At 39.8% G+C, this 26,078-nt stretch carries 25 protein-coding genes and 2 other annotated features; of the genes, 22 read left to right on the top strand and 3 right to left on the bottom strand.

Annotation, left to right across the window (positions count from 1 at the left end; translation table 11 throughout):
- Positions 1–8: 8 nt before the first annotated feature.
- The 9 genes from BLR86_RS05625 to BLR86_RS05585 all read left to right on the top strand — a co-directional run bounded on the left by BLR86_RS05625 (position 9) and on the right by BLR86_RS05585 (position 8,265).
- A complete protein-coding gene (locus tag BLR86_RS05625; RefSeq protein ID WP_090759149.1) occupies positions 9–1,394 on the top strand; it encodes a replication initiation and membrane attachment family protein in 1,386 nt (461 codons plus the stop codon).
- A gap of 13 nt (positions 1,395–1,407) precedes the next feature.
- Entirely contained in the window at positions 1,408–2,337 is a 930-nt protein-coding gene (gene dnaI, locus BLR86_RS05620) for a primosomal protein DnaI (RefSeq protein ID WP_090759147.1), read from the top strand.
- A gap of 197 nt (positions 2,338–2,534) precedes the next feature.
- On the top strand, positions 2,535–3,407 hold the full coding sequence (ytxC, locus tag BLR86_RS05615) for a putative sporulation protein YtxC (RefSeq protein WP_090759145.1): 873 nt from the start codon (positions 2,535–2,537) through the stop codon (positions 3,405–3,407).
- Positions 3,408–3,808: 401 nt separating this feature from the next.
- Positions 3,809–5,746, top strand: coding sequence for a threonine--tRNA ligase (thrS, locus tag BLR86_RS05610; RefSeq protein WP_090759143.1), 1,938 nt, complete (start codon positions 3,809–3,811; stop codon positions 5,744–5,746).
- A 159-nt stretch (positions 5,747–5,905) separates the two neighbouring features.
- Positions 5,906–6,037, top strand: a sequence feature (ribosomal protein L20 leader region).
- A gap of 119 nt (positions 6,038–6,156) precedes the next feature.
- A complete protein-coding gene (gene infC, locus BLR86_RS05605; protein ID WP_175492801.1) occupies positions 6,157–6,675 on the top strand; it encodes a translation initiation factor IF-3 in 519 nt (172 codons plus the stop codon).
- Between the two features lie 17 nt (positions 6,676–6,692).
- Positions 6,693–6,893, top strand: coding sequence for a 50S ribosomal protein L35 (gene rpmI, locus BLR86_RS05600; RefSeq protein ID WP_090759139.1), 201 nt, complete (start codon positions 6,693–6,695; stop codon positions 6,891–6,893).
- A gap of 31 nt (positions 6,894–6,924) precedes the next feature.
- Positions 6,925–7,281, top strand: coding sequence for a 50S ribosomal protein L20 (gene rplT, locus BLR86_RS05595; protein ID WP_090759135.1), 357 nt, complete (start codon positions 6,925–6,927; stop codon positions 7,279–7,281).
- 70 nt (positions 7,282–7,351) lie between these two features.
- Complete coding sequence (locus BLR86_RS05590) at positions 7,352–7,609, top strand: DUF1294 domain-containing protein (RefSeq protein ID WP_175492800.1); 258 nt, start codon at positions 7,352–7,354, stop codon at positions 7,607–7,609.
- A 68-nt stretch (positions 7,610–7,677) separates the two neighbouring features.
- The gene (locus BLR86_RS05585) at positions 7,678–8,265 is read left to right on the top strand and encodes a TVP38/TMEM64 family protein (RefSeq protein ID WP_090759133.1); all 588 of its coding nucleotides are present in this window, start codon (positions 7,678–7,680) and stop codon (positions 8,263–8,265) included.
- A gap of 3 nt (positions 8,266–8,268) precedes the next feature.
- On the opposite strand, the gene BLR86_RS05580 is transcribed toward BLR86_RS05585, so the two are convergent.
- On the bottom strand, positions 8,269–8,649 hold the full coding sequence (locus tag BLR86_RS05580) for a sigma-w pathway protein ysdB (protein WP_090759131.1): 381 nt from the start codon (positions 8,647–8,649) through the stop codon (positions 8,269–8,271).
- A 103-nt stretch (positions 8,650–8,752) separates the two neighbouring features.
- Here BLR86_RS05580 and BLR86_RS05575 point away from each other — a divergent pair, with 103 nt between their 5' ends.
- Both BLR86_RS05575 and BLR86_RS05570 read left to right on the top strand, forming a co-directional pair.
- Positions 8,753–9,244 carry a dUTP diphosphatase gene (locus BLR86_RS05575; protein ID WP_090759129.1) on the top strand — a complete coding sequence of 164 codons (492 nt, stop codon included), beginning with the start codon at positions 8,753–8,755 and terminating at the stop codon, positions 9,242–9,244.
- Positions 9,245–9,296: 52 nt separating this feature from the next.
- On the top strand, positions 9,297–10,382 hold the full coding sequence (locus BLR86_RS05570) for a M42 family metallopeptidase (RefSeq protein ID WP_090759127.1): 1,086 nt from the start codon (positions 9,297–9,299) through the stop codon (positions 10,380–10,382).
- Between the two features lie 222 nt (positions 10,383–10,604).
- On the opposite strand, the gene sspI is transcribed toward BLR86_RS05570, so the two are convergent.
- A complete protein-coding gene (sspI, locus tag BLR86_RS05565) occupies positions 10,605–10,811 on the bottom strand; it encodes a small acid-soluble spore protein SspI (protein WP_090759124.1) in 207 nt (68 codons plus the stop codon).
- Between the two features lie 109 nt (positions 10,812–10,920).
- Here sspI and BLR86_RS05560 point away from each other — a divergent pair, with 109 nt between their 5' ends.
- The 3 genes from BLR86_RS05560 to pheT all read left to right on the top strand — a co-directional run bounded on the left by BLR86_RS05560 (position 10,921) and on the right by pheT (position 15,621).
- Complete coding sequence (locus BLR86_RS05560) at positions 10,921–11,670, top strand: TrmH family RNA methyltransferase (RefSeq protein WP_090759122.1); 750 nt, start codon at positions 10,921–10,923, stop codon at positions 11,668–11,670.
- A 61-nt stretch (positions 11,671–11,731) separates the two neighbouring features.
- Positions 11,732–11,974 (top strand) — a binding site (T-box leader).
- Between the two features lie 55 nt (positions 11,975–12,029).
- Positions 12,030–13,067: a phenylalanine--tRNA ligase subunit alpha gene (gene pheS / locus BLR86_RS05555; protein ID WP_090759120.1), complete on the top strand. Its 1,038-nt coding sequence runs from the start codon at positions 12,030–12,032 to the stop codon at positions 13,065–13,067.
- 139 nt (positions 13,068–13,206) lie between these two features.
- Positions 13,207–15,621 (top strand): phenylalanine--tRNA ligase subunit beta, encoded by a 2,415-nt coding sequence (gene pheT / locus BLR86_RS05550; protein WP_090759118.1) that lies wholly within the window; start codon positions 13,207–13,209, stop codon positions 15,619–15,621.
- A gap of 376 nt (positions 15,622–15,997) precedes the next feature.
- Here the strand turns inward: pheT and rnhC are convergent, their stop codons facing one another.
- Positions 15,998–16,933 carry a ribonuclease HIII gene (rnhC, locus tag BLR86_RS05545; protein WP_090759116.1) on the bottom strand — a complete coding sequence of 312 codons (936 nt, stop codon included), beginning with the start codon at positions 16,931–16,933 and terminating at the stop codon, positions 15,998–16,000.
- 103 nt (positions 16,934–17,036) lie between these two features.
- Between rnhC and zapA the strand changes: the two genes are divergently transcribed.
- The 8 genes from zapA to BLR86_RS05505 all read left to right on the top strand — a co-directional run bounded on the left by zapA (position 17,037) and on the right by BLR86_RS05505 (position 26,013).
- Complete coding sequence (gene zapA / locus BLR86_RS05540; protein WP_090759115.1) at positions 17,037–17,297, top strand: cell division protein ZapA; 261 nt, start codon at positions 17,037–17,039, stop codon at positions 17,295–17,297.
- Between the two features lie 7 nt (positions 17,298–17,304).
- Positions 17,305–17,859, top strand: a complete 555-nt coding sequence (locus BLR86_RS05535) for a CvpA family protein (protein ID WP_090759113.1) — start codon at positions 17,305–17,307, stop codon at positions 17,857–17,859.
- Between the two features lie 101 nt (positions 17,860–17,960).
- On the top strand, positions 17,961–19,682 hold the full coding sequence (gene polX / locus BLR86_RS05530; protein ID WP_090759111.1) for a DNA polymerase/3'-5' exonuclease PolX: 1,722 nt from the start codon (positions 17,961–17,963) through the stop codon (positions 19,680–19,682).
- A 16-nt stretch (positions 19,683–19,698) separates the two neighbouring features.
- Complete coding sequence (locus BLR86_RS05525) at positions 19,699–22,056, top strand: endonuclease MutS2 (protein WP_090759109.1); 2,358 nt, start codon at positions 19,699–19,701, stop codon at positions 22,054–22,056.
- Positions 22,057–22,095: 39 nt separating this feature from the next.
- Positions 22,096–22,503 (top strand): DUF350 domain-containing protein, encoded by a 408-nt coding sequence (locus BLR86_RS05520; RefSeq protein WP_090759107.1) that lies wholly within the window; start codon positions 22,096–22,098, stop codon positions 22,501–22,503.
- Between the two features lie 240 nt (positions 22,504–22,743).
- Positions 22,744–24,447 (top strand): long-chain-fatty-acid--CoA ligase, encoded by a 1,704-nt coding sequence (locus tag BLR86_RS05515; protein ID WP_090759105.1) that lies wholly within the window; start codon positions 22,744–22,746, stop codon positions 24,445–24,447.
- A gap of 177 nt (positions 24,448–24,624) precedes the next feature.
- On the top strand, positions 24,625–25,209 hold the full coding sequence (locus BLR86_RS05510; protein ID WP_090759103.1) for a TetR/AcrR family transcriptional regulator: 585 nt from the start codon (positions 24,625–24,627) through the stop codon (positions 25,207–25,209).
- A 30-nt stretch (positions 25,210–25,239) separates the two neighbouring features.
- Positions 25,240–26,013: an enoyl-CoA hydratase gene (locus tag BLR86_RS05505; protein ID WP_090759100.1), complete on the top strand. Its 774-nt coding sequence runs from the start codon at positions 25,240–25,242 to the stop codon at positions 26,011–26,013.
- The last annotated feature ends 65 nt before the right edge of the window (positions 26,014–26,078 follow it).

The raw sequence follows: 26,078 nt of genomic DNA, 5'->3' as shown, positions 1-26,078 counted from the left end.
GAATGAAAATGGCGCAGCATTGGCAGGAATTGATTCCGATTGACCGTTATTCTGTTACGTCAAATGGATTGCTGCATGACTATGATCGCAAAGTATTGACTTTTCTGTACCAGCCCTTAATTGGCTCCACTTGCTTAAGCTTATATATGACACTTTGGGCAGAACTTGAAGAAAATAGATTGTGGTCTGAATCCTCCACCCATCATTTATTAATGAATTTATTAAGTATCAACTTAAAGGATATATACGAAGCAAGGCTGAAGCTTGAGGGAATTGGGTTATTAAAAACATTTGTAAAATCAGATGAAAGCGGCCGGACGTTTATCTATGAAATCCATCCGCCACTAAATCCAGAGCAATTCTTTCTTGATGGAATGCTAAATATTTATTTGTATCGAAAAATCGGGAAAAACCATTTTTCCCGGCTAAAACGATTTTTTAGTGATAAGCAAAAGCCAATGGAAGAGGATTACCAAGAAGTAACGAGAGCCTTTCAGGATGTGTTTGCGTCGGCAACACCTGGAAGCCTTCAATATATGCAAGACAATAAAGAGGACCTGGAGGCAGAACACCAACAAGGATTTATTGGCCGTCAGGAACAAAAAACAATTCAAATCAATCCAAATACCTTTGATTTTGAGCTGTTAATGGCGGGTCTTAATGAATCACTAGTCCCGCAAAAAGCATTAACAAAAAAGGTGAAAGAGGTTATCAGTAACCTTGCCTTTTTATATGGTATTAGCTCCATTGAAATGAAAAACTTTATCCTAGGGGCAATCAATGAAAAGGATGAAATTGATATTGAGGATCTAAGAAAAGGTGCTCGTGATTGGTATCAATTTGAAAATTATGACCAGCTTCCAAGTCTGATCAATCGAACCCAGCCCGCTGTCCATCAAGTCCAAGTAACGGAACCGATAACGCAGGAAGAAAAATTAATTCGCCTATATGAAACTACACCGCCGATCGTGATTTTCAAAGAACTTTCAGGTGGAGTGGAACCCTCTGTTTCGAATTTGAAAATAATCGAGGAAGTCATGATTAAATACAAGCTTCCCCCTGGTGTTGTCAATGTATTGATTGAGGTTGTTCTAAGAAAAACAGATATGAAATTTACAAAGAACTTTGTTGAATCGATTGCAAGTCATTGGGCTCGATTAAAAATAAAAACCGTTAAGGAAGCGATGGAAGCAGCACGGAAAGAAGAACGCAGCGTAAAAGAAAGTAAAAAAACAGGAAAGTCTACTAAAAAGCCGATTCGTACAGAAGTAATACCTGATTGGTTTGATGAAAATGGAAAAGATAGTGGTAAAGAACAAACAATTGAAAATGATAAAGAGCTTGAAGCGAAAAAGCGCGAGCTTGATGAAATGCTAAAAGCCTTTCGTAAATAGGGGGTGAGGGTAATTGGAAAAAATCAATCGAACACTTCAGCGTTTAGCCTCAAATGAAAGTTTCCAGAAACGTTATGAAGAACAGCGGCAGCAACTGCTTAACCATCCAGATATTCTAACCTTTATCACAGAACACCAAGATAAACTGGATAAGGAAATCATTGATAAAAGCATGACCAAGCTATATGAGTATACCCAGCAAAGTAAGGAATGCAATCGTTGTGAGAGTCTCGATGGCTGTATTAATTTTATGAAAGGCTATCACCCTGATCTTGTGCTGGTGCGAAACTCGATTGATCTGGTATATAAGCGCTGTCCGAGAAAGGTTATGGCAGATGAGCAAAAGAAAAACCAAAAGCTTATCAAAAGCCTATATGTGCCTAGGGACATATTGGAAGCCACTTTTGAGAGCTTCGAGGGTGACTTGGGGCGCATTGATGCAGGAAAAAAAGCAGGCGTTTTTTTAATGAACTACGAGGCAGGCCTTAAACCAAAGGGGTTATATTTATATGGCAAATTTGGTGTGGGAAAATCTTATTTATTAGGAGCCATTGCCAACGAGCTTGCTAAGAAGCAAATTTCATCAATGATTGTCTATGTTCCAGAATTGCTGCGTGAAATGAAAAGCGCAATAGGTGATTCGACCTTAAATGAAAAAATCGAAGCACTAAAAAAAGAACCAATCTTAATGCTTGATGATATCGGGGCGGAAGCTGTTTCGAGCTGGACAAGAGATGAGGTATTAGGCCCAATCCTTCAGTTTAGAATGCTTGAAAAGCTCCCAACCTTCTTTACCTCTAATTTTGACTTTCAGGCACTTGAGCATCATTTAACCTACAGTCAGCGTGGGGAAGAGGAAAAAATGAAAGCAAAGAGAATAATGGAAAGAATTCGAAGTTTAAGTGAACCAGTCCTAGTTAATGGACGTAACCGAAGAGATTAATTACAAGGATTGCCGACAAAGTGTCGGTAATCCTTATTTTTTTATCCAAAGGTTGATTTTTCGCAAAAACATAGCATAATCATTAATTTTTGTAATAAAAAGAAACAGTTTAAGAAAAGAGCCTTTACAAACTTCTATTTTGGTCAAGTCCCCCATATAAATAGTAAAACAGAGTATGTGTCAGAGGGGGGATTTGTTTGGCAGAAATCATCTTCCGAAGCAGGATGGATGCGAAGCGGTTTTATGATCACTTGCTAGAGGGCTCAGGGTATAATCCAAAGAATCAAGATATTCTTCTTTTAGAAGATCGACATATAGTTAGAATTTTAGAAAGCAAGGTAGGGATTGAAGAGGTTAAAGAGGCATTTTACCAATTTATTGTAAAAATAAAGCGCGATGACTGGTTTAGAGCTATTTTACAAGAGCAATATTATTTTGAGGATCTAGAAGAGCAGCAGCACATTTTGGAAATTATTTATTCCGTTCTTGAAGGGCAGCGACAGGATCTGGCTGTTTTAATCAAGGGAAATGGGGATATACCGGATATTAGGGAAGCTGTTGAGGAAATTTTTCAAGGTGAAGTCTCGTTTTCCTTTGATTCTTTTCTAAAATTCCGATTGCGTCCCTATTTGAAAATGTTAGAGAGTTATGTGGAAATATCAATTGACGAATATAAAATGGAACAGGAATACCAAATGTTTATTCAAACATTGAGGGATTTTTTAGCAAGCCGCGATTCGAGAATGGACACGCTTTATCTTTTATTTGATGAAGAAATCACTTTCTTTGATGAGAAATTTAATGAGATAAAGAGGGGAGAGCTGGTGAGAATGATCGACCGGAAACTTTTGTTTAATCATCCGGTGTATGTAGATTCTGCATCAATCGCACCCCTATTATCGATCGCCCCAAAGAGTATTTTCCTCTATACAAAAAATTCAGAGGAACCGCTCGTGAGGACCATTAAGAATATTTTTGAAGAAAGAGTTACGATAAAATCATACAAAGGTCTACGTCAGGCGAAAGAATGGATTCATCAAGAGAATAATGCAAATGAAAACGGTGCTTGAAAACTTTTGTGATAAATGTGTGCTTGGTGTATTGATTTTTAAAAATAGAATCATTATAATAACGTACATAGTACGAAAATCCAATTATATCAAGCAAATGTAATGATAAGGACAATAGTATTTTTTCACGGTTACCAGAGAGGGAGGACCCGGCTGAAAGCCTCCTAGCACGGATTGAATACTTACCACCTTTAAACTTCAGCGGTGAATGCTTCTTTGAAGTGGGTAATCGCCTGACGGGAAACAGCCCGTTACCCTGTCCTAAAGTCATTTTTAAGCACTTTTTTGAAAATGAAAAATTGGGTGGAACCACGTGTTTAGTAAACTCGTCCCTTTTCCAGGGACGGGTTTTTTTATTTTTTAAAAGAGCCTATGCGCTCGAATAAAAAGGAGGAAAAACCATGTCAGACGTTGTTAAGATTTCGTTTCCAGATGGAGCAGTGAAGGAGTTCCCTCGTGGAACAACAACAGAAGATATTGCCGCTTCCATTAGCCCGGGACTGAAGAAAAAAGCCATTGCCGGGAAATGGAATGGTCAATTATTTGATCTTCGCCGTCCGATTGTAGAAGACGGTTCCATAGAAATCGTTGTCCCAGATTCAAAAGACGCTTTAGAGATTCTGCGTCATAGTACAGCCCATCTAATGGCCCAAGCGGTTAGAAGGCTCTATGGAAAAGAGGTAAACCTTGGAGTAGGACCTGTTATTGAAGGTGGATTTTACTATGATATCGACTTTGAGGAAGCGATAACACCAGAGGATTTGCCAAGAATTGAAAAAGAAATGGCGAAAATCGTCAATGAAAACATTGAAATCGTTCGGAAAGAAGTTAGCCGGGCGGAGGCGGTACAGTTTTTTAAAGCAGAGGGCGACCCTTACAAGCTAGAACTCATCGAAGCAATTCCAGATGAAGAAACTGTGACAATCTATGAGCAAGGCGATTTTGCTGATCTTTGCCGTGGTGTCCATGTTCCTTCTACTGGAAAAATTAAAGAATTTAAATTGTTGAGCATTGCCGGAGCATACTGGCGTGGTGACAGCAAAAATAAAATGCTACAGCGTATTTATGGAACTGCGTTCTTTAAGAAAGAAGACCTTGCAGAGCACCTTCGCTTGCTTGAAGAAGCGAAAGAGCGTGATCACCGTAAAATTGGCAAAGAGTTGAGTCTCTTCACTAGTTCACAATTAGTCGGACAAGGTCTGCCATTATGGTTACCAAAAGGTGCAACAATTCGCCGTGTGATTGAGCGATATATTGTCGATAAAGAGCAACGCCTAGGTTATAATCATGTGTACACTCCTATCATGGGAAGCGTGGATTTATACAAAACTTCAGGTCACTGGGATCATTATCAGGAGGATATGTTCCCGGTAATGGAAATGGATAACGAGCAATTGGTTCTCCGTCCAATGAACTGCCCGCACCATATGATGATTTACAAAAATGCAATCCACAGCTATCGTGAACTTCCGATTCGAATTGCAGAACTAGGAAATCAGCACCGCTATGAAATGTCAGGAGCATTATCTGGACTGCAGCGTGTTCGTGGGATGACTTTAAACGATGCCCATATCTTTGTTCGCCCAGATCAAATTAAAGATGAATTTAAACGTGTCGTCAATTTAATTCTTGCAGTCTACAAAGACTTTAACCTAAATGATTATTCCTTCCGTCTTTCCTACCGCGATCCGCAAGATACTGAAAAGTATTTTGATGATGACGCGATGTGGGAAAAAGCACAAGGTATGCTGAAGGATGCGATGGATGATCTTGGTCTTGATTATTATGAAGCAGAAGGAGAAGCTGCTTTCTACGGTCCAAAGCTTGACGTTCAAGTAAAAACAGCTTTAGGTAAAGATGAAACACTTTCTACTGTACAGTTAGATTTCTTGCTTCCTGAAAGATTTGATTTGAATTATGTTGGTGAGGATGGCAAGCAGCATCGTCCAGTGGTTATCCACCGTGGAGTAGTATCCACAATGGAACGCTTTGTTGCCTTCTTAATCGAGGAATACAAAGGTGCTTTCCCAACTTGGTTAGCTCCAGTCCAAGTTCAAGTCATTCCAGTTTCACCAGACGCACATTATGAATTTGCAATGCAGGTACAGGAACAACTTCAAAACGAAGGCTTCCGTGTGGAACTAGATAGCCGTAATGAAAAAATCGGCTACAAAATCCGTGAAGCACAAATGCAAAAAATTCCATATATGCTCGTTGTCGGTGACAAGGAAGTTGAAGAAAATGCCGTTAACGTCCGTAAATATGGAGAGCAAAAATCAGAAACAGTGCCATTTGGACAGTTCCTTGATTCATTGCTAGCAGAAGTGAAAAAAGGTTAACAATGTAGGGGGAGAATTTTCTCTCCCGAATATGAAAAAGTTTCTATTGAATATTTTTTCGTTTCTTGATAAAATGAATCTCGTTGTCATATGAAATGTATGTTTGACATCACGTCTTTGTCTATGTTATAGTAACTAAGGAAAATTGAATACTAGTTTTGGGAAAAGAAGAAGCACCCGCTTCTCACCTGATTGACGCAATTGGCAGTTGGCAGGTTTTACGTGAACTCTTTAGTTTATTACTTTTGTTTCGTAAAGTGTGGGTGTATGCATCCGCACTTTTTTATTTGTAAAAAAACAAAGCATCTAAAAACTGTTCATTTCTTGCCGAAACAGCAAATGTGTCAAAAGTCAGTCAGCTGATTTACTTGACCCGAAAGTTGTATTCGTGAAAACCTTGGAGGTGGCTAATTATTAGCAAAGACATGTTGTTAAATGAGGGTATTCGTGCACGCGAAGTTCGCCTAATTGATCAAAACGGCGAGCAATTGGGAATTAAAACCAAATTCGAAGCGCTGGAGATTGCCGGTCGAGTGAATCTTGATGTGGTACTAGTTGCACCAAATGCGAAGCCTCCGGTAGCCCGAATTATGGACTATGGCAAATTCAAATTCGAGAATCAAAAGAAAGAAAAAGAAGCTCGAAAGAATCAAAAGATTATTGTTACCAAAGAAGTTCGTCTAAGCCCAACAATTGATGAGCATGACTTTAATACAAAACTTCGCAATGCGATTAAGTTTTTGGAAAAAGGCGACAAGGTAAAAGCTTCAATCCGCTTTAAGGGCCGGGCGATTACCCATAAAGAAATCGGTCAACGTGTATTAGACCGTTTTGCTACTGAGTGCAAGGAAGTTGCAACCATTGAGTCTCATCCAAAAATGGATGGACGAAGCATGTTCCTCGTTCTAGCACCTAAAACTGAAAAGTAATAAGGAGGACTATCCCAATGCCAAAAATGAAAACTCACCGTGGCGCTGCAAAGCGTTTCAAGAAAACTGGTTCTGGTAAACTGAAACGTTCACACGCTTATACTAGCCATTTATTTGCAAATAAATCAACAAAAGCTAAGCGTAAGCTTCGCAAAGGTTCACTAGTTTCTAAAGGCGATTTCAAACGTATCCGTTTCTTATTAACAAATCTTAAATAATCGTTAACGATTGATATAGGAGGAAAAATTCATGCCACGTGTAAAAGGCGGTACTGTAACGCGTCAGCGTCGTAAAAAAGTTATTAAATTAGCAAAAGGTTATTATGGTTCAAAACATACATTATATAAAGTAGCAAACCAACAGGTTATGAAATCTTTAATGTATGCATTCCGCGATCGTCGCAATAAGAAGCGCGACTTCCGTAGACTTTGGATTACTCGTATCAACGCAGCAGCTCGTATGAACGGACTTTCTTACAGCCGTTTAATGCATGGCTTAAAGCTTGCTGGTATCGAAGTAAACCGCAAGATGCTTGCTGAATTAGCAGTAAGCGATGCAGCAGCATTCACTGAATTAGCGAACGTTGCAAAACAACAACAAAAATAATTTTTTAATGGCCATTCTCTTAAACGAGGATGGCTTTTTCTATAAGGGAGCTGGGGAAATGGAAATGAATATGATTTTAGTAGCGTACATCATCATGAATCTGATTGGTCTATTTGTGATGAAAGCAGATAAAGATCGTGCAAAAAAACATCAATATCGCATTAGTGAAAATACCTTGTGGCTGATAGCTCTATTGGGGGGTGCAGTAGGCACAACAGTAGGAATGCAAAGGTATCGCCATAAAACAAAACATTTATCCTTTAAGGTGGGATTTCCCCTTTTAGCTGTTGCTGAAGTCATACTTTTGGGTTATTTTTTTACCTTGTAGACATAACAGCATGACCCTTTTTATATGCTTTAACTAAACAGAAAGATTAACACCAAGGGGGCATTGTTATGAATGAGGACTTGTCTTTGCTGTTAATCATGGTGGAAGCTGGAGGGGTTTTTGCGCCATTGGCGTTCATTCTTTTTCATTTGCTGCGGTCGTTCATATTTATACCTGTATCGGTTGTCATCATTGCTGGTGGAGTCCTTTTTGGAACGATGTGGGGGACTCTATATTCCGTTATAGGATTAATGGGGGTTAGTATCTTTTTCTATGCTTTTATTGATAAGATGCCCAAAACTCAGGAGCGGATTGTTAAAATCAAAAATCGCTGGTTCGGTGAATATCGCAATCTTACTGTTGGCCAAATCGCTATTTTAAGACTCATTCCATTTGTACATTACCATCTGTTGAGCTTTTGTTTAAAACAGAGAAAACCAGGATTTAAAAAGTATATGAACGCTTCGTTCCTAACGAACATACCCATTGCCTTTTTCTATACCATTTTTGGAGAATACATCAGCACCTTTACCCCATCATTTATCGGGTTGACACTTATTGGATTAACATGTCTTGTTTATTTATTAAGAGAGAAAAAAAGTATAATTAAATGGAAGGAATTTTTTAAAAGAACGAAAGAAAAAGCCGCTGGCTAGCGGCTATTTTTGATGCAAAAATTCGTGTATGGGGCTTTTCCAATTGATTTGGGCCACTGGATATTTTTCGTTTATTTTTTTTTCAATAAAATAAAAATCTTCCTTTGCCATCCCTTGAATCGAAGTATGAGCATCAGGCGAAAGCGAAATGGAAACAACATCTATGGTATTTTTAGTGGCCCCTAAATATTTTTCTCCAGTAAACACAGCACCATTATAAGTAAGGTGAAAGTTTTTTATAACCTCTTCATTGTCCAATAACAAGAATCGTTTATGTTTCCTTGCTGATTCTAATTTACGTGTGGGGGTGAGGAGGAATTTAATTGTTACAAATAAAATAAAGCCAAGCAAGAATAGTAACACTAAGCGTAGCAGCCAAACCATGGTTTTGCCTCCTAGTACTTTTATCTACAATACGGAATAGAAAGAGAAAAGTTTCATTCTTTCCACATTTTGATATAATTTTGCGAGAGGGAGTGTTGAAAAAATGCAATTTGAAAAATTATTTAGGATGCAGCAAGCGTTGGATCAGCATATTGAAAAAAAGCATGGATTACAGGAAGAGGATTTATTTAATAGGAAGGTGCTTGCTTTACTGGTAGAACTGGGTGAATTGGCGAATGAAACCCGATGTTTCAAATTCTGGAGCATTAAGCCATCCTCTGAAAAAAGTGTTGTCCTAGAGGAGTTTGTCGATGGGATCCATTTCATTCTATCGCTTGGAATTGAATGTGGGTACCAGGATCTGGAGTATTCTATGAAAATACAACCACCTACTAGTAGTGTTTCAGAGCAATTTCTACTGATTTATGAATATGTGAATGAATTTAAAAACAGCAAGAATGATCAGGATTTCCGAGCCTTACTCGAATCTTATTTACAGCTAGGTGCACTGCTGGGGATAACCTACGAGGAGATGGAAAAAGCATATTTTACAAAAAATGAAGTAAATTATCAAAGACAGCAGAGTAACTATTAGGATAAAAATTACTGTATAATGAAATTCGAACATAGATAAAGGGGGCGAAGCAATGGCAAAATTGGATGAGACTTTAACTATGTTAAAGGATTTAACTGATGCCAATGGAATTCCCGGCAATGAAAGGGAAGTTCGCGAAGTAATGACGAAATACATAGCTCCATATGCCGATGAAGTAACGACAGACGGTCTGGGCAGTTTAATCGCTAAAAAGGTTGGAAAAGAGGGCGGGCCGAGAATTATCGTGGCTGGCCACTTAGATGAAGTCGGCTTCATGGTTACACAAATTGATGATAAAGGGTTCCTTCGTTTTCAGCCAGTTGGCGGTTGGTGGTCACAGGTTATGCTGGCACAGCGCGTCACAGTGGTGACAAATAAAGGGGATATCGTCGGTGTCATTGGATCCAAGCCACCTCACATTATATCCGTAGAAGCTCGCAAGAAACCGGTAGACATAAAGGATATGTTTATTGATATCGGCGCATCAAGCCGTGAAGAAGTTCTTGAATGGGGAGTCCTCCCTGGTGATATGGTCGTACCGTATTTCGAGTTTACCGTTATGAATAATGAAAAAATGCTCCTGGCAAAAGCGTGGGATAACCGGATTGGTTGTGCCATTGCTATTGATGTCATGAAGCAATTAAAGGATGTTGACCATCCGAATGAGGTTTATGGCCTTGGAACAACCCAAGAGGAAATTGGCTCTCGTGGTGCAAAGACTGCCGCTGAAAAAATTAATCCGGATATTGGCTTTGCCGTGGATGTTGGGATTGCCGGGGATACACCCGGAATTTCTGAAAAAGAAGCCATGAGTAAAATGGGGAAGGGTCCGCAAATTATTTTATATGATGCTACTCTTGTAGCACATAAAGGGTTGCGCGAGTATATTATCAATTTGGCTGACGAATTGAATATCCCGTACCAATTTGATGCTATCCCTGGCGGTGGAACGGACGCGGGTCCTATCCATCTTGCTCACCATGGTGTCCCTTCAATTGCAATTACGATAGCAACGCGCTATATTCATTCGCATGCGGCGATGCTCCATCGTGATGACTATGAAAATGCCGTGAAACTAATTGTAGAAGTCATCAAGCGTTTAGATCGTGAAGCCGTTGATAAGATTACGTATGAATAAGAATTTTAGGATCCTCGACATTATGTTGAGGATTTTCTCGTAAATACTGGTGGATGGCCGTGAATTAGTTGCGTATGGCGGAAATTAGTTGCGGATAGCGAGAATTAGTTACGGATGGCGAAAAATACTGGCGGATAGCGAGAAATACTGGCGCATGACCTCAAATACTAGCGGATGGCACAAAAAAGCTGCCGATTTCAACCTCGGCAGCAGCGTTCTAAATTACTTCAATCCGTTTTCAAGAGCAGCAAGCATTTCCTTTTTCTCGTCCTCGGAGGAGTTATTCCAGATAATTTCAAACAGTACCCCTAGACCTGGAAGCATTTTTTCCTCACCGTTTTGGATCGCATCAACGATTGTATCTTCTAATTCAGCTTGTGAGTTACCAGAAACATTGTGTACAATGGCGTTTCGCAAATTTAAGTTCATTCACATACACTCCTTTTTATCCTTGCATACTTTATATGTTTTCTATTTTTGGTTTTATTATGTATTTTTTTTGGGATATAATGAGTAAAAACACTTGAGGAGAACAAACTTGAAGCATATTGAATCCATACAGAATCCAAAAGTAAAACAATGGAAAAAACTCTTAACGAAAAAAGAACGTGATAAATCAGGAACTTTTTTGGTGGAAGGATTTCATTTAGTAGAAGAAGCATTAAAACACAGTGAAAGTGTCATTGAAATCATCGTTTCTGATAAAACTGAACTTCCACACCGCTGGGATTCTAGAGAAATTCCAGTTACGATAGTCACAGAAGAAATATCAAACTCACTTTCAGATACTGAGGCACCGCAAGGAATTTACGCCGTTTGCAAACAGCTGCAATTGGAAAAACCAAATGCGAAAACGTATCTATTAATTGATGCTGTACAAGACCCAGGCAATCTAGGAACAATGATTCGCACAGCGGATGCAGCTGGGATTGACGCAGTAGTGGTCGGAAAGGGAAGTGTGGATGTCTATAATGGAAAGGTACTCCGCTCTGCACAGGGCAGTCATTTTCACCTGCCGATTATAACCGGTGACCTCCATGAATGGCTGGGCCAGCTAAAGGAAAAAAATATTTCCGTTTACGGTACAGCACTTGAAGGGGCGGCTGCATACACTGATATTTCAACAAAGGAAAAGTTTGCATTACTAGTTGGCAACGAAGGGAATGGCGTCAACAAAGAGCTGCTTACTAAAACGGATGCAAACCTATATATTCCGATATATGGAAAAAGTGAATCACTTAATGTTGCGGTAGCAACAGGCATCTTGTTATATTTTTTGAAAAAATAGTCCATACTTATTTGAAACCTCTGGTAAAGTATTATATAATAATTTACATTATTGAAAAATACCAAAAACGATGACGGAGAAAAGTATCTTATCAAAGACCATTTAGGGAGAAAGTGCCGTGACTGAAAGCACTTTTATGGAAACGATAAGTGAAGTTCACCTCCTGAGTTGGTATCGGGACCATTTCTAAATGAAATGTAAAGATACCCCGGCTGATGCCGTTATCCGAATGAAGCGAACACTTATGTTTTATACATACCGTGTTTACAAGGGTGGTACCGCGACTATAAACCTCGTCCCTTTCCAGGGATGGGGTTTTTTTGTTTTCATTCGAAATCAAATTTAAGGAGGAAATCCAAATGCAAGAAAAATTAAAGGAATTGCAGCGCGAAGCGATTCAAAAAATTGAGCAGTCACAAAGCTTGAAAGAATTGAATGACATTCGTGTTGCCTATTTAGGAAAAAAAGGACCGATCACAGAGGTGCTGCGTGGAATGGGTAAGCTTTCCGCAGAAGAACGCCCAATTATGGGAGCACTCGGAAATGAAGTCCGTGAGGCAATTGCTACCACACTAGAAGCAAAGCAGAAGGGCTTAGAGGAAGTAGCTGTTTTAGAAAAACTAGCTTCTGAATCGATTGATGTTACCCTCCCTGGAAGACCTGTTAAGGTTGGGAATCACCATCCGTTAACAAGAATTATTGAAGAAATTGAAGATTTATTTATTGGAATGGGCTATCAGGTAGCTGAAGGACCCGAAGTGGAGCAGGATTATTATAACTTTGAAGCGCTAAACTTACCAAAAGGCCACCCAGCCCGTGATATGCAGGATTCATTTTATATTACAGATGAGATCTTACTCCGCACACATACATCACCTGTTCAGGCAAGAACGATGGAAAATAATAAGGCGAAAGGTCCAATCAAAATTATCTGTCCAGGTAAAGTATACCGCCGCGATAATGATGATGCGACACACTCTCACCAGTTCATGCAAATTGAAGGACTTGTCGTTGGTGAAAACATCCGCATGAGCGACCTTCATGGGACATTAGAGATTTTTGCGAAGAAAATGTTTGGTGAAGATCGTGAAATCAGATTGCGCCCAAGTTTCTTTCCATTCACAGAACCATCTGTTGAAATGGACATTTCCTGTATGATTTGCGGCGGACACGGCTGTAACGTTTGTAAGAAAACAGGCTGGATTGAAATTCTGGGAGCAGGAATGGTCCATCCAAACGTCCTTGAAATGGCTGGCTATGATTCTAAAAAATACACTGGATTTGCTTTCGGTATGGGACCAGAGCGAATAGCGATGTTGAAATACGGAGTCGACGATATTCGTCATTTCTATACAAACGATGTACGTTTCTTAAAACAATTTTCTAAACATGAATAGATTTAAAAGCGGAAGCGCCTTGCCCAGGGGCGACAGGCATAAGACGAGCCGGCATGAAGGTTGTTCTTTAACCTTCTTGACGGATTGGCTTATGACCCGAGCCCCTAGGCGATGCAGCTAGATATAGGGGGTAACCGAAATGTTGGTTTCATATAAATGGCTCCAGGATTATGTAGACTTATCCGGAGTAACAGCTGATGAATTAGCTGAAAAAATTACAAAAAGCGGAATTGAAGTGGAAGGCGTAGACGTCCTCAACGAAGGAATTACAGGTGTAGTTGTTGGTCATGTGATTGAACGTGTACAGCATCCTAACGCTGATAAGTTAAGTAAATGTCAGGTGGATATCGGTCAGGGAGAACCTGTTCAAATTATTTGCGGTGCACCAAATGTCGCACAAGGGCAAAAGGTAGCTGTGGCAACGGTTGGCGCCGTACTACCAGGTAATTTTAAAATTAAGCGTGCAAAACTTCGCGGCGAAGAGTCAAATGGAATGATCTGTTCTCTAACCGAGCTTGGTATGGAAGCGAAGATTGTCCCGAAAGAGTATTCTGAAGGAATCTTTGTTTTCCCTCAAGATGCAGAGGTTGGCAGTGACGCAATCGCACTATTAAACCGTGACGATGAAGTCCTTGAACTTGGTCTAACACCTAACCGTGCGGATTGCTTGAGCATGCTCGGTGTTGCTTATGAAGTTGCTGCGATTCTTGGCCGTGATGTAAAGTTGCCAGAAATCGACCTTCAGCCTGTCAATGAAAAAGCGACAGACTATATTACAGTAAAAGTTGAAGCAAATGAGGATAATCCTTTATATGCTGCAAAGGTCATTAAAAATGTAAAAATCGGTCCAGCACCATTATGGATGCAAACAAGACTAATGTCAGCAGGAATTCGTCCACACAACAATGTCGTCGATATTACCAACTATATTTTATTAGAATATGGCCAGCCGCTGCATGCATTTGACTATGATCGTTTAGGGTCAAAAGAAATCCTTATTCGCCGTGCACATGATGGAGAGAAATTCGTAACTCTTGATGATGCAGAGCGTACCTTAACCTCTGACCACTTAGTGATTACCAATGGAACAGAACCTGTTGCATTAGCGGGTGTAATGGGCGGTGCAAATTCAGAGGTAACTTCTGATACAACAACTGTTTTATTGGAAGCAGCTTATTTTACTGGTGGTACTGTAAGGAAGGCTTCAAAAGACCATGGCTTAAGAAGTGAAGCAAGTGCTCGTTTTGAAAAGGGTGTCGATCCAAATCGTGTTCGTGCTGCTGGAGAACGTGCTGCATACTTGATGGCGAAATACGCTGGCGGTGAAGTTTTAGAAGGTAGTTCCGAAGTGGATACCCTAACTGTTGAACCAGCTGTCGTTTCTGTTACTTTGGAAAAAATAAATAGCGTAATTGGCACAAACCTAACAGTTGGTGATGTTGAAGCAATTTTCGACCGCCTTCAGTTTACGGTAAGCAGTGAAGATGAAACTATTACGGTTACTGCTCCAACACGCCGCGGCGACATCAAAATTGAGGAAGATTTAATTGAAGAAGTGGCACGTTTATATGGTTACGACAACATTCCAAAAACATTGCCAATCGGGGAAGCCACACCAGGAAAGTTATCTGCTTATCAGGAAAAACGTCGTCTTGTTCGCCGCTATCTCGAAGGTGCAGGCTTGTATCAAGCGGTAACCTATTCATTAACAAGTGAAGAAAAGGCTGCCCAATTCGCACTTGAGAAGCGAGATTACATTCGTTTAGCGATGCCAATGAGTGAGGACCGCAGTATTCTACGTCTAAGCATTATGCCGCAGCTATTGGAAGTACTAAAATACAACAGTGCCCGTCAAAACGACAGCCTCGCTGTGTATGAGACAGGTGCAGTATTTTTAGCCAATGGAACTGAAGTGTTACCTGAAGAAGAGGAACATTTAGCTGGTGCGATTACAGGTTTATGGCACAGTCATTCTTGGCAGGGTGAGAAAAAGCCAGTCGACTTTTATGTTATAAAAGGTATATTAGAAGGATTGTTTTTAAAACTAGGTCTAACTGAAAGTGTGACCTATGTTCAAGCTATAGTGGATAACATGCACCCAGGACGGACGGCAGAAATTCACTTAAATGGTGAACGAATCGGCTTCGTCGGTCAAGTGCATCCAACCATGCAAAAAGATCTTGATTTGAAGGACAGCTATGTATTTGAGCTATCCTTGAAAACGGTCCTTGAAGTTGTTGCAGCGCCACTCAGATATGAAGCAATTCCACGTTTCCCTTCGATTACTAGAGATATCGCTCTAGTAGTGGATAAAGAAACAGTTTCAGGCAAGCTGAAGGATATTATTCAAACTGCTGGTGGACAGCTTTTAAAAGAAGTACATGTCTTTGACCTATACGAAGGTGACCGGATGGAGGAAGGCAAAAAATCCATTGCCTACTCATTGAAATATATGGATCCAGAACGCACGTTAACAGATGAAGAAGTAACAAAAGTCCACACTCAAGTACTCGAAGCTTTGAAAAATCAAGCTGGGGCAGTATTGAGAGGGTAATTAGGTGAGCAAGAAAGAGTATCCAATGCGATACTCTTTTTGCACCAGGAATTGGTGAAATTATCTACGATATCGGTCAATCAAACGGCAATCGCAAAAAAAAAGAACACCTCCGTCAACATATGGAGGTGTTCTTTCGCTTTAATTAACGACAATGTAACCAATCATAGGGACTGAAAGGTCACGGTGGGTTTATGAAGCCCAAAATGCCGGTGGTCTTGATAGAATTGACCTCATGACCGGCACATGAAGCCCAAAATACCCATAATCATAAAAAAAGTGGCCTCATAAATGGTTCATGAAGCCCAAAATACTAAAAATCTTGAAAAAATGGACCTCATGAAACGGTTCACATACAATAAACAATTGAAATCCCTTAACCTTTCTTTTTATTCACCAAACTAATCGCTTTTTCCGTATTGGCAAAGTGCAGCTTCACATATTGTGGCAGCACGTCTCGTCCTTTTTTCAAAATTAGCCTGGCTGCCGCTTCATCCACTTGAGCACCTGCTCCTTTAGGGACCCGAAAACCTGCAGATTCACTCAGCTTGTCAATATACTGAACAAACGCATACCTGGCAAGAATCGATGCAGCGGCTACTGCAAGATGGATACCCTCGGCTTTTGTACTAAAATATACATTTTCCTTCGCAACCGATTTTTGATTTTTTACATGTTGAAAATAAGTGCTCTCTTGCACAAATTGGTCAATAAGGATCGCATCTGGGTTAACAGGAGAGATTTTCTCCAGCACATTAAGGATCGCATGATTATGAAGGATAGCCTTCATTTTCCCCTGCGACATCCCAGACATCTGCAATTGATTGTACTTTTCATTTTTCAGCGTCATCAGACTGAATGGAACGACATCTTTAATAACCTTCGCAATAGCGATGATTTTTTCATCCTTTAAATCCTTTGAATCTCGGACACCTAATTCCTTCAATAACGGAATATCTTCTTTTCTTACATAAGCTGCGACAACGGTGATGGGCCCGAAAAAGTCACCAGTCCCGACTTCATCCGAGCCAATAACGGACAACTGGCTAAACCCCTCCGGTAAATTACCACGAGCAGCTTTTGAGTTGGCGGGTGCTTTCAGACTAGCGGCCACTCCCCATCTGCTAGCTTCTGCCTCATTCCCACTTCCCTGAAATAACACTTTCCCCGATTTATAGGCCGTAATCGTACAACTTGCAGTTTTGGCAGAAAATATACCGCCCGGAGGAACCTTATCTAGTAATTTACCATCGTAATAGTTTTTCATTTTATTAATTTCTGCCATACTTAAATTTAATACAACATTTCCCACTTTTGATTCACTCCTTGGCTTTTGAGTTTCTACTTTTCGACATACATCCGTTCGTGTTATATTATAAAATAGGGATTTCTTCGAATCGAATGGAGGCAGTAACTTGTCAAATACAGAGAAAACTAGAACAACCGTAGATATATACGGACAGCAATATGTTATATTAGGTACCGAGACCCAAACCCATATTCGACACGTCGCTTCGTTAGTTGACAATAAAATGCGTGAAATTGGTTCCAAGAATCCATCTTTAGACGTTAATAAGCTTGCTGTATTAACTGCAGTAAATGCTGTCAATGATTATATTAAAATGAAAGAACAGTTAGAGCGGTTACAAGCTGAACTACAAAAGGAAAAGGACTGAATAAGTCATGCTGGATTTAGCAATTATTTTATTATTAGTTTTTGGTTTTTTTATCGGTTTGAGAAGAGGATTCATCCTACAGTTAGTCCATTTAACAGGTTTTATTATTGCATACATAGTGGCAAATTTATACTATGAAGATTTGGCACCTAAACTAACTCTATGGGTTCCATATCCGAATCTTGGCACTACTTCACCTTTAAAACTACTAAGCGAGAACGGTAATATGCAGGATGCCTTTTACAGAGCGATAGCTTTTGTTATCATTTTTTTCGCAGTGAAGGTAGTCATGCAAATTATTGGTTCGATGCTCGATTTTATTGCCCACTTACCGATTATAAGACAATTAAATGTATGGGCAGGAGGAATACTAGGTTTCGCAGAAGTCTATTTGATTATTTTTATTTTATTATATATTAGTGCACTCATTCCAATGGAAATTTTACAAAAGTATTTGGACGATTCGATTATGGCGAACCTAATCGTCAATCATACACCATTTCTTACTCAGCAAATAAAAAGTATGTGGATTGAATATTCAGCTGCATTGACTTCTCTTTGAGGATAGAAGTTGTTCTTTAACTTCTCTCAAAGGAGAAGTTTTTCTATTAGGACAGTTTTCGCATTGATAAGGTTAAAATAATGGTAAGGTGGGTGGAAGTAATGGAAATAAATAAAAAGGATTTAATCCGGCATTTAGAAACAATCGCAGTATACATGGAGCTAAAAGGTGAAAATCCCTTCAAGGTATCTGCTTTCCGTAAAGCTGCTTCGGCACTTGAATTCGATGATCGCAGCCTTTCCGATATCGAAGATTTCACATCCCTAGCAGGAATCGGTAAAGGAACCGCAGCTGTAATTGAGGATTACATAAAAGAAGGCACATCCTCCGTGTTGAAAGAGCTAAAGGATGAAGTTCCGAACGGGTTAATTCCGTTATTACAATTGCCAGGGCTTGGCGGAAAGAAGATTGCTAAGCTTCACAAAGAACTAGGAATTGAAGACGTCACGACATTAGAAGAAGCCTGTAAAGCAGGAAAAGTACGAGCGCTTGCAGGCTTTGGCAAAAAAACGGAAGAAAAAATCCTAAGTGCGATTGCCAATGTGGGTTCAAGACCTGACAGATTACCGCTCGCTTACATGCTCCCTATTGCCGAACAGATTGAAGCAAAGCTGTCTGAACTTCCAGAGATTCATCAATTCTCACGAGCTGGAAGCCTGCGGAGAATGCGAGAAACGATTAAAGATTTAGACTTTATTATTTCAAGCGAACAGCCTGAAAAGGTCAAACAGTTCCTGCTGGAATTACCAAATATAAAAGATACTATTGGTGCCGGGGATACGAAGGTATCACTTGTTTTTGCATTAGAGTATGATGTGTCTGTTGACTTTCGACTCGTTAAACCAGAGGAATTTACGACAACACTCCACCATTTTACTGGTTCCAAGGACCATAATGTCCGGATGCGACAGCTGGCAAAGGAACGTGGCGAAAAAATTAGTGAGTATGGTGTGGAAAATGTCGAGACAGGTGAAATGCTTACCTTTACTTCAGAAGAAGAGTTTTTCAAACATTTTGATTTACCATTTATTCCGCCTGAAGTTCGGGAAGATGGAAAAGAAGTTGAGGATTTTGCCGCTTATGAAAAAGAATTGATTCAATTAACTGACATAAAAGGGGACCTCCACATGCACTCAACCTGGAGCGATGGGGCTCATTCGATTGAAGAAATGGTTGAGGCGTGCCGCGCTAAGGGGTATAAATATATGGCAATCACGGATCACTCCCAATACTTAAAAGTAGCAAATGGACTGACACGTGAGCGATTGCTGCAGCAAAAAGAAGAAATTAAAAAACTAAATGAAAAATATGATGATATCCTTATTTTATCAGGAGTTGAAATGGACATCTTACCGGATGGCACCCTGGATTATGAGGACGATTTTTTAGCGGAAATGGATTTCGTCATTGCATCCATTCACTCCGCTTTTTCACAGCCAAGAGAAAAAATAATGGAGCGGTTAACGACGGCATTAAGAAATGCTCATGTTGATTTAATAGCCCATCCTACTGGTAGGAAAATTGGCCGCCGGGAAGGCTATGATGTTGATATTGATTTGCTTATCGAACTGGCAAAAGAAACGAATACCGCATTAGAGCTTAATGCCAACCCGAATCGCTTAGACCTAAAAGCTGAATATTTAAGAAAAGCACAAGATGCGGGAGTGAAAATATTTATTAATACAGATGCCCATAAAAAAGAGACGCTAGCACATATGACTGTCGGCGTGTCAACAGCAAAAAAGGGCTGGATAAAAAAATCATCGGTCATCAATGCACTAGATCCGAATGAGCTACTAGAATTTTTGCATAATCGAAATTAGGGGGAGGTTTGTCTCCATGCAAGAAAGATCATTAAAGGTATTGGAATTTACGAAAGTGAGGGATCAGCTCATTGAGCATGCATCTTCATCACTAGGAATAGATAGGGTAAAGAGATTGGTTCCATCGACCGATTTTGACGAAGTTGTAAAACTTCAAGCAGAAACAGATGAGGCTTCAACCGTTTTACGGATAAAAGGGAATGTTCCATTGTCAGGAATTCACGATATCCGGGCACACATCAAACGCTCTGTAATTGGAGGAGTTCTTAGCGCCATTGAGTTGATACAGGTGGCGAATACCGTTCATGCCAGCAGGCAAATGAAGCGATTTATTGAGGACATCGCAGAAGAAAGAACTGAAGTTCCAATTCTAATCGAGCAAGTTAATACCATCATTCCTTTAGCGAGTTTGGAGGAATCCATTAAACTTGCCATTGACGAAGGTGGTGAAGTTCTCGATAGTGCAAGTGTTCTGTTACGCACGTTAAGGCAGCAGCTGCGTTCCAATGAAGCACGTGTACGTGAAAAGTTAGAGAGTATGATTCGCTCCTCCAATGCAGCAAAGATGTTGTCGGATTCAATCGTAACAATTCGAAATGACCGTTTTGTTATTCCTGTCAAACAGGAGTATCGCGGCCATTATGGGGGTATTATCCATGACCAGAGCTCTTCAGGGCAAACTCTCTTTATTGAACCGCAAGTGATTGTCCAATTAAACAATCAATTACAGGATATACGAGTAAAAGAACAGCTGGAAATTGATAGAATTTTGACTGAGCTTTCTGCTAAAACTGCTGAATTCGAGTCGGAACTGCAAATAATTGTTGACGTTCTAGCCAATTTGGATTTTATTTTTGCAAAAGCAAGATATGGGCGTAAGATAAAAGCCAGTATGCCGCGGATGAATAATGAAGGGCGAATCGCTCTTTTCAAAGCTAGACACCCGTTAATTCCTATCGACGAGGTCGTTGCGAACGATATTTTGCTCGGGAAAGATTATACAACAATTGTCATTACTGGTCCAAACACAGGTGGTAAAACTGTTACTTTAAAAACACTGGGTTTATGTTCATTAATGGCGCAATCAGGATTGCAGGTTCCTGCTCTTGATGGGTCGGAGTTAGCAGTTTTTGACGCTATCTATGCAGATATCGGTGATGAACAATCCATTGAACAGAGTTTAAGTACATTTTCTTCCCACATGGTTAACATCGTGGATATTTTAGAAAAAGTCGATTTTAACTCGCTTGTATTGTTTGATGAGCTTGGGGCAGGTACAGATCCACAGGAAGGTACTGCACTTGCGATTTCAATTCTTGACGAGGTTCACCACCGGGGGGCCAGAGTCATTGCAACAACACATTATCCAGAATTAAAGGCATATGGCTATAATCGTGAAGGAGTTCTAAATGCCAGTGTAGAATTTGATGTTGAAACATTGAGCCCAACCTATAAGCTTCTTCTAGGGGTACCAGGACGAAGCAATGCATTTGAAATTTCAAAACGATTAGGGTTGAATGATCGAGTTATTCAGTCAGCAAGATCGCATGTAAGTGAGGATACCAATCAAATTGATAAAATGATTGCGTCTCTGGAAGCGAGTAAGCGGCAGGCTGAAATGGAACATGAAGAAGCACGGGATAATTTAAGACAGTCAGAAAAGCTCCATCAGGATATGCAAAAGCAAATGATTGAGTTCTATGAGAATAAGGACTCCATGCTTGAAAAGGCAGCTGAACAAGCAGCCAAGATTCTTGAAGAAGCGAAGAGTGAGGCCGAAAAGGTTATTCGTGACCTTCGTAAAATGAGGATTGAAAAGCATGCAGACATTAAGGAGCATGAATTAATTGAAGCCAAGCGCCGTCTTGAAGCAGCAACACCTGAAATCAAGAAATCATCAAATCAAGTAAACAAGAAAACCAAGAAGCATACTTTAACGCCGGGGGATGAGGTCAAAGTCCTTACCTTTGGTCAAAAGGGTACTTTACTAGATAAAGCTTCAAATTCCGAGTGGCAGGTGCAAATTGGTATCTTGAAAATGAAGGTGAAAGAAAAGGACTTGGAATTTATCAGCACTCCTAAGCCAGTTGAGACGAGACCGATGGCAATTGTCCAAGGCAGAGACGCTGATGTAAAGTTAGAGTTGGATTTACGCGGAGAAAGATATGAGGCTGCACTCATGAGAGTGGAAAAATATATTGATGATGCGTTATTATCAAACTATCCTCGTGTTTCCATTATTCACGGGAAAGGCACGGGAGCATTAAGACAGGGAGTTCAGGAGTATTTACGAAATCACCGCTCTGTTAAGAAAATTCGCTTTGGAGAAGCGGGCGAGGGCGGCTCGGGTGTTACTGTCGTTGAATTTAAATAGGATGTTTTCACATAATTAAATGACCAGGGAGATTAAGGAATGAACCAGTTTTGGGATAACGTATATGTTCAAAGTGCTGCCAACTATAGCGTAGTCATTTTATGTGTCATTGTCTTCTTAGCTATTTTCGAATTAGTAACCAAATATAAAAATTGGGAAGAAATTCAAAAGGGAAATGTTGCTGTCGCTATGGCTACAGGAGGAAAAATTTTCGGGATTGCTAATATTTTTCGTTACTCCATTGCACAAAATGATTCCTTAGTAACGATGATTAGCTGGGGAGTATTTGGCTTTGTACTTTTACTCGTTGGCTATTTTATTTTTGAGTTTTTAACACCTAAATTTAATATTGATGATGAAATTAAAAATGATAATCGCGCGGTTGGATTCATTGCCATGGTTTTGTCAATCGGCCTATCCTTTGTGATAGGTGCGGGGATTTCATAAGGGGAGAAAAGAGTGGAAACATTAGCTAAAGTATTGCTAGGATTGTGCGCCTTGTTTTTACTGATCGGTATGGGATATATGTTGTTCTTTTAGTGTGAAAATCATCGCTGTTCATTCAGCGGTGATTTTTTTCGTTATATGGTGGACATATATTGTTATTCTAATTGTTTAAAGAGTCTGACTATAATATAATGAAAGGGAAGTGGAAAAAATTACAATGGAAGTAGAAGGAGGGTTATTATGTATGATCAAAAGCCATGGTTAGAGCATTACCCAGAGGAAATTCCTGCGGAACTGGAATTTCGGAATGAGCCTGTTCAGCAGTATCTAGTAGATGCCGCAAAAAATTTTCCAGCGAAAATCGCCATTCATTTTATGGGAAAGGAAATGACATACAAAGAGCTTTATGATGAATCCGTTTCATTTGCCAGCTACCTTCAGCAAATTGGTATTTCAAAAGGTGATCGAGTTGCCATCATGCTTGCCAATACCCCGCAAGCGGTCATAAGTTATTTTGGTATACTAATGGCTGGGGGAATTGTCGTTCAAACAAACCCATTATACACGGAACGTGAACTTGAATATCAAATGAAGGACTCTGGAGCTAAGGCGATCATCACACTCGACATCCTCTATCCTCGCGCTTCTAAGGTGATGCCGCAAACCAATTTGCAGCACATAATTGTAACCGCTATCAAAGACTACTTGCCATTTCCAAAAAATTTAGTTTATCCGTTTATCCAGAAAAAGCAATATGGAATTGTCGTAAATGTTAAACATGAAGGCAATACCCACTTATTTAAGAATATTGTAAATATAAAACCTAAAAAACTAGTCGAATATGACTTTGATTTTGAAGAAGAGGTTGCGCTCCTTCAATACACAGGAGGTACAACAGGTTCTCCAAAAGGGGTTATGCTGACACATCGGAATTTAGTGGCAAATTCATCAATGTGTACCTCTTGGCTATACAAATCTAGACCTGGTGAAGAATCTGTTTTAGGGATTGTTCCATTTTTTCATGTTTATGGGATGACGATTGTTATGATATTATCTGTCATGCAGGCCTATAAGATGATTATTTTACCGAAATTCGACCCATTGACCACATTAAAAACGATTCAAAAACAGCGTCCTACGCTTTTTCCAGGTGCGCCAACCATTTATATTGGTTTATTAAACCATCCAGATTTAAAAAAATATGATTTATCGTCTATCCATTCCTGTCTAAGCGGTTCTGCTCCGCTGCCGGTGGAAATCCAAGAGGAGTTTGAGGCAATTTCAGGCGGGAAACTTGTTGAAGGGTATGGATTAACCGAATCGTCTCCAGTTACACATGCAAACTTCTTATGGGATCGCCCGCGGATAAAAGGCAGTATCGGTGTACCATGGCCAAACACAGAAGTGAAAATTGTCTCGATGGATAATAATGAACTAATGCCAGTTGGAGAAATAGGCGAAATTATCATTAAGGGTCCTCAAGTCATGAAAGGATATTGGAATCGAATAGAGGAAACAGCGGAAACGATTAAAGATGGCTGGTTATATACAGGTGACCTGGGCTATATGGATGATAAAGGATATTTTTATGTAGTAGATCGAAAGAAAGATATGATAATTGCCGGCGGGTACAATATTTATCCAAGAGAAATAGAAGAAGTATTGTATGAACACCCAGATGTTTTGGAAGCCGTTGCTGCTGGAATTCCTGATCCATATCGTGGTGAAACAGTAAAGGCATATGTTGTGCTAAAGGAAGGATCAAAGATTACCTCTGATGAATTGAATCAATATGCGAGAAAATATTTAGCAGCATATAAAGTCCCAAGATTATATGAATTTAGAGTAGAGTTGCCGAAAACAGCAGTTGGCAAAATATTAAGAAGAACGCTTGTGGAAGAAGAAATGAGAAAAATAGAGGAAGAACATATCAAACATGCTTAGTACCAACAGTAATCGCACTTCTTTTTTTTGCACGATAGAGCTTGTCTCTTCAATTTTTGTGAAGTAAGATAAAAAGGTCATTGTATTTCTTGACAGAAATACAAGTAATAATTATTATAAAAATATGAATGATTATTCATTCATATTTTTCTTTTTGAAAATTTAGGAGTGAATACAGTGAAAAAAAATAAACCAAAATACATGCAAATTATTGATGCAGCGGTGATCGCGATTGCAGAAGTTGGGTATCATCAGGCCCAGGTTTCGAAGATTGCCAAGCAGGCAGGTGTCGCGGATGGTACGATTTATCTTTATTTTAAAAACAAAGAGGATATTCTCATTTCGCTCTTCGAAGAAAAAATGGGAACCTTTATAGAAAAAATCGATGAAATGATAGCAGGAAAAGAGACGGCGGTGGAGAAGTTATTAATGATGATAGAAGCTCATTTCAAAAATCTTTCTGATGATCATCACATGGCAATCGTAACTCAGCTAGAATTACGCCAATCCAATAAAGAATTGCGCTTGAGAATAAATAATGTTCTTAAAGGATATTTGCGAGTGATTGATAAAATCATCATTGAAGGAAAAGAAGCGGGAGAGTTCTCAAGTGATCTCGATGTTCGTCTTGCCAGACAAATGATTTTCGGCACGATGGATGAAACCGTTACAACCTGGGTTTTGAATGAGGAGAAATATGATTTAGTTGCACTTGCTAAGCCTGTTCATCGGCTGCTGATTAAGGCATGCGGTAAGCAGTAATGCTCTAGTGCAAGAGGAGGAGGGATTCTATTGGAATATTTAAAATGGTCTAATCAGGACGGAATTGCGACGATCACCATCGCCCGACCACCGGCAAATGCCCTCTCATCAGGGGTATTAAGGGAATTGTCGTCGATTCTTGACGAAATTGAACAGAATCGTGACATGAAGGTGATTGTCATCCATGGGGAAGGACGTTTCTTCTCAGCAGGGGCAGATATTAAAGAATTCACATCCCTTTCTTCTTCAGAGGGCTCGGTGAATCTTAGTCAGACTGGTCAAGATTTATTTGACAGGATGGAGAGGTTCCCCAAACCAATCATTGCTGCGATTCATGGCGCAGCACTTGGCGGCGGCTTAGAGCTGGCAATGGCTTGTCATATCCGTTTAGTAGGTGAAAATACGAAGCTTGGCCTGCCAGAACTTCAGCTCGGATTGATTCCGGGGTATGCAGGTACACAACGCCTGCCTAAATATGTTGGCGTCGCACGGGCAGCAGAAATGCTGTTTACTTCTGAGCCAATTACAGGCCAGGAAGCGGTTCAATTTGGATTGGCGAACCATGTGTATCCAGAAAATGAAGTCCTAGAACAAGCACTTAAGCTTGCCGGCAAAATCGCGAAGAAAAGTACTGGTTCATTGAAGGCCACGATACAATTACTAAACTATGCAAAAAACAAAGAGTTTTACGAAGGCTCTAAAAAGGAAATAGAGTTGTTTGGAGACATTTTTGTTTCTTCTGATGCAAAAGAAGGAATTCAGGCTTTTATTGAAAAAAGAGAGCCTCAATTTAAAGGTGAATAACTTCTACATAGAAGTTAAATAAAATTTTTTGTTATAAATTTTCTTAATCTTTTGAACAGAAAAAA

Source organism: Bacillus sp. OK048, assembly GCF_900103525.1.
GTDB lineage: Bacteria > Bacillota > Bacilli > Bacillales > Cytobacillaceae > Neobacillus.
This window is presented reverse-complemented; position numbering and strand designations above follow the sequence as displayed.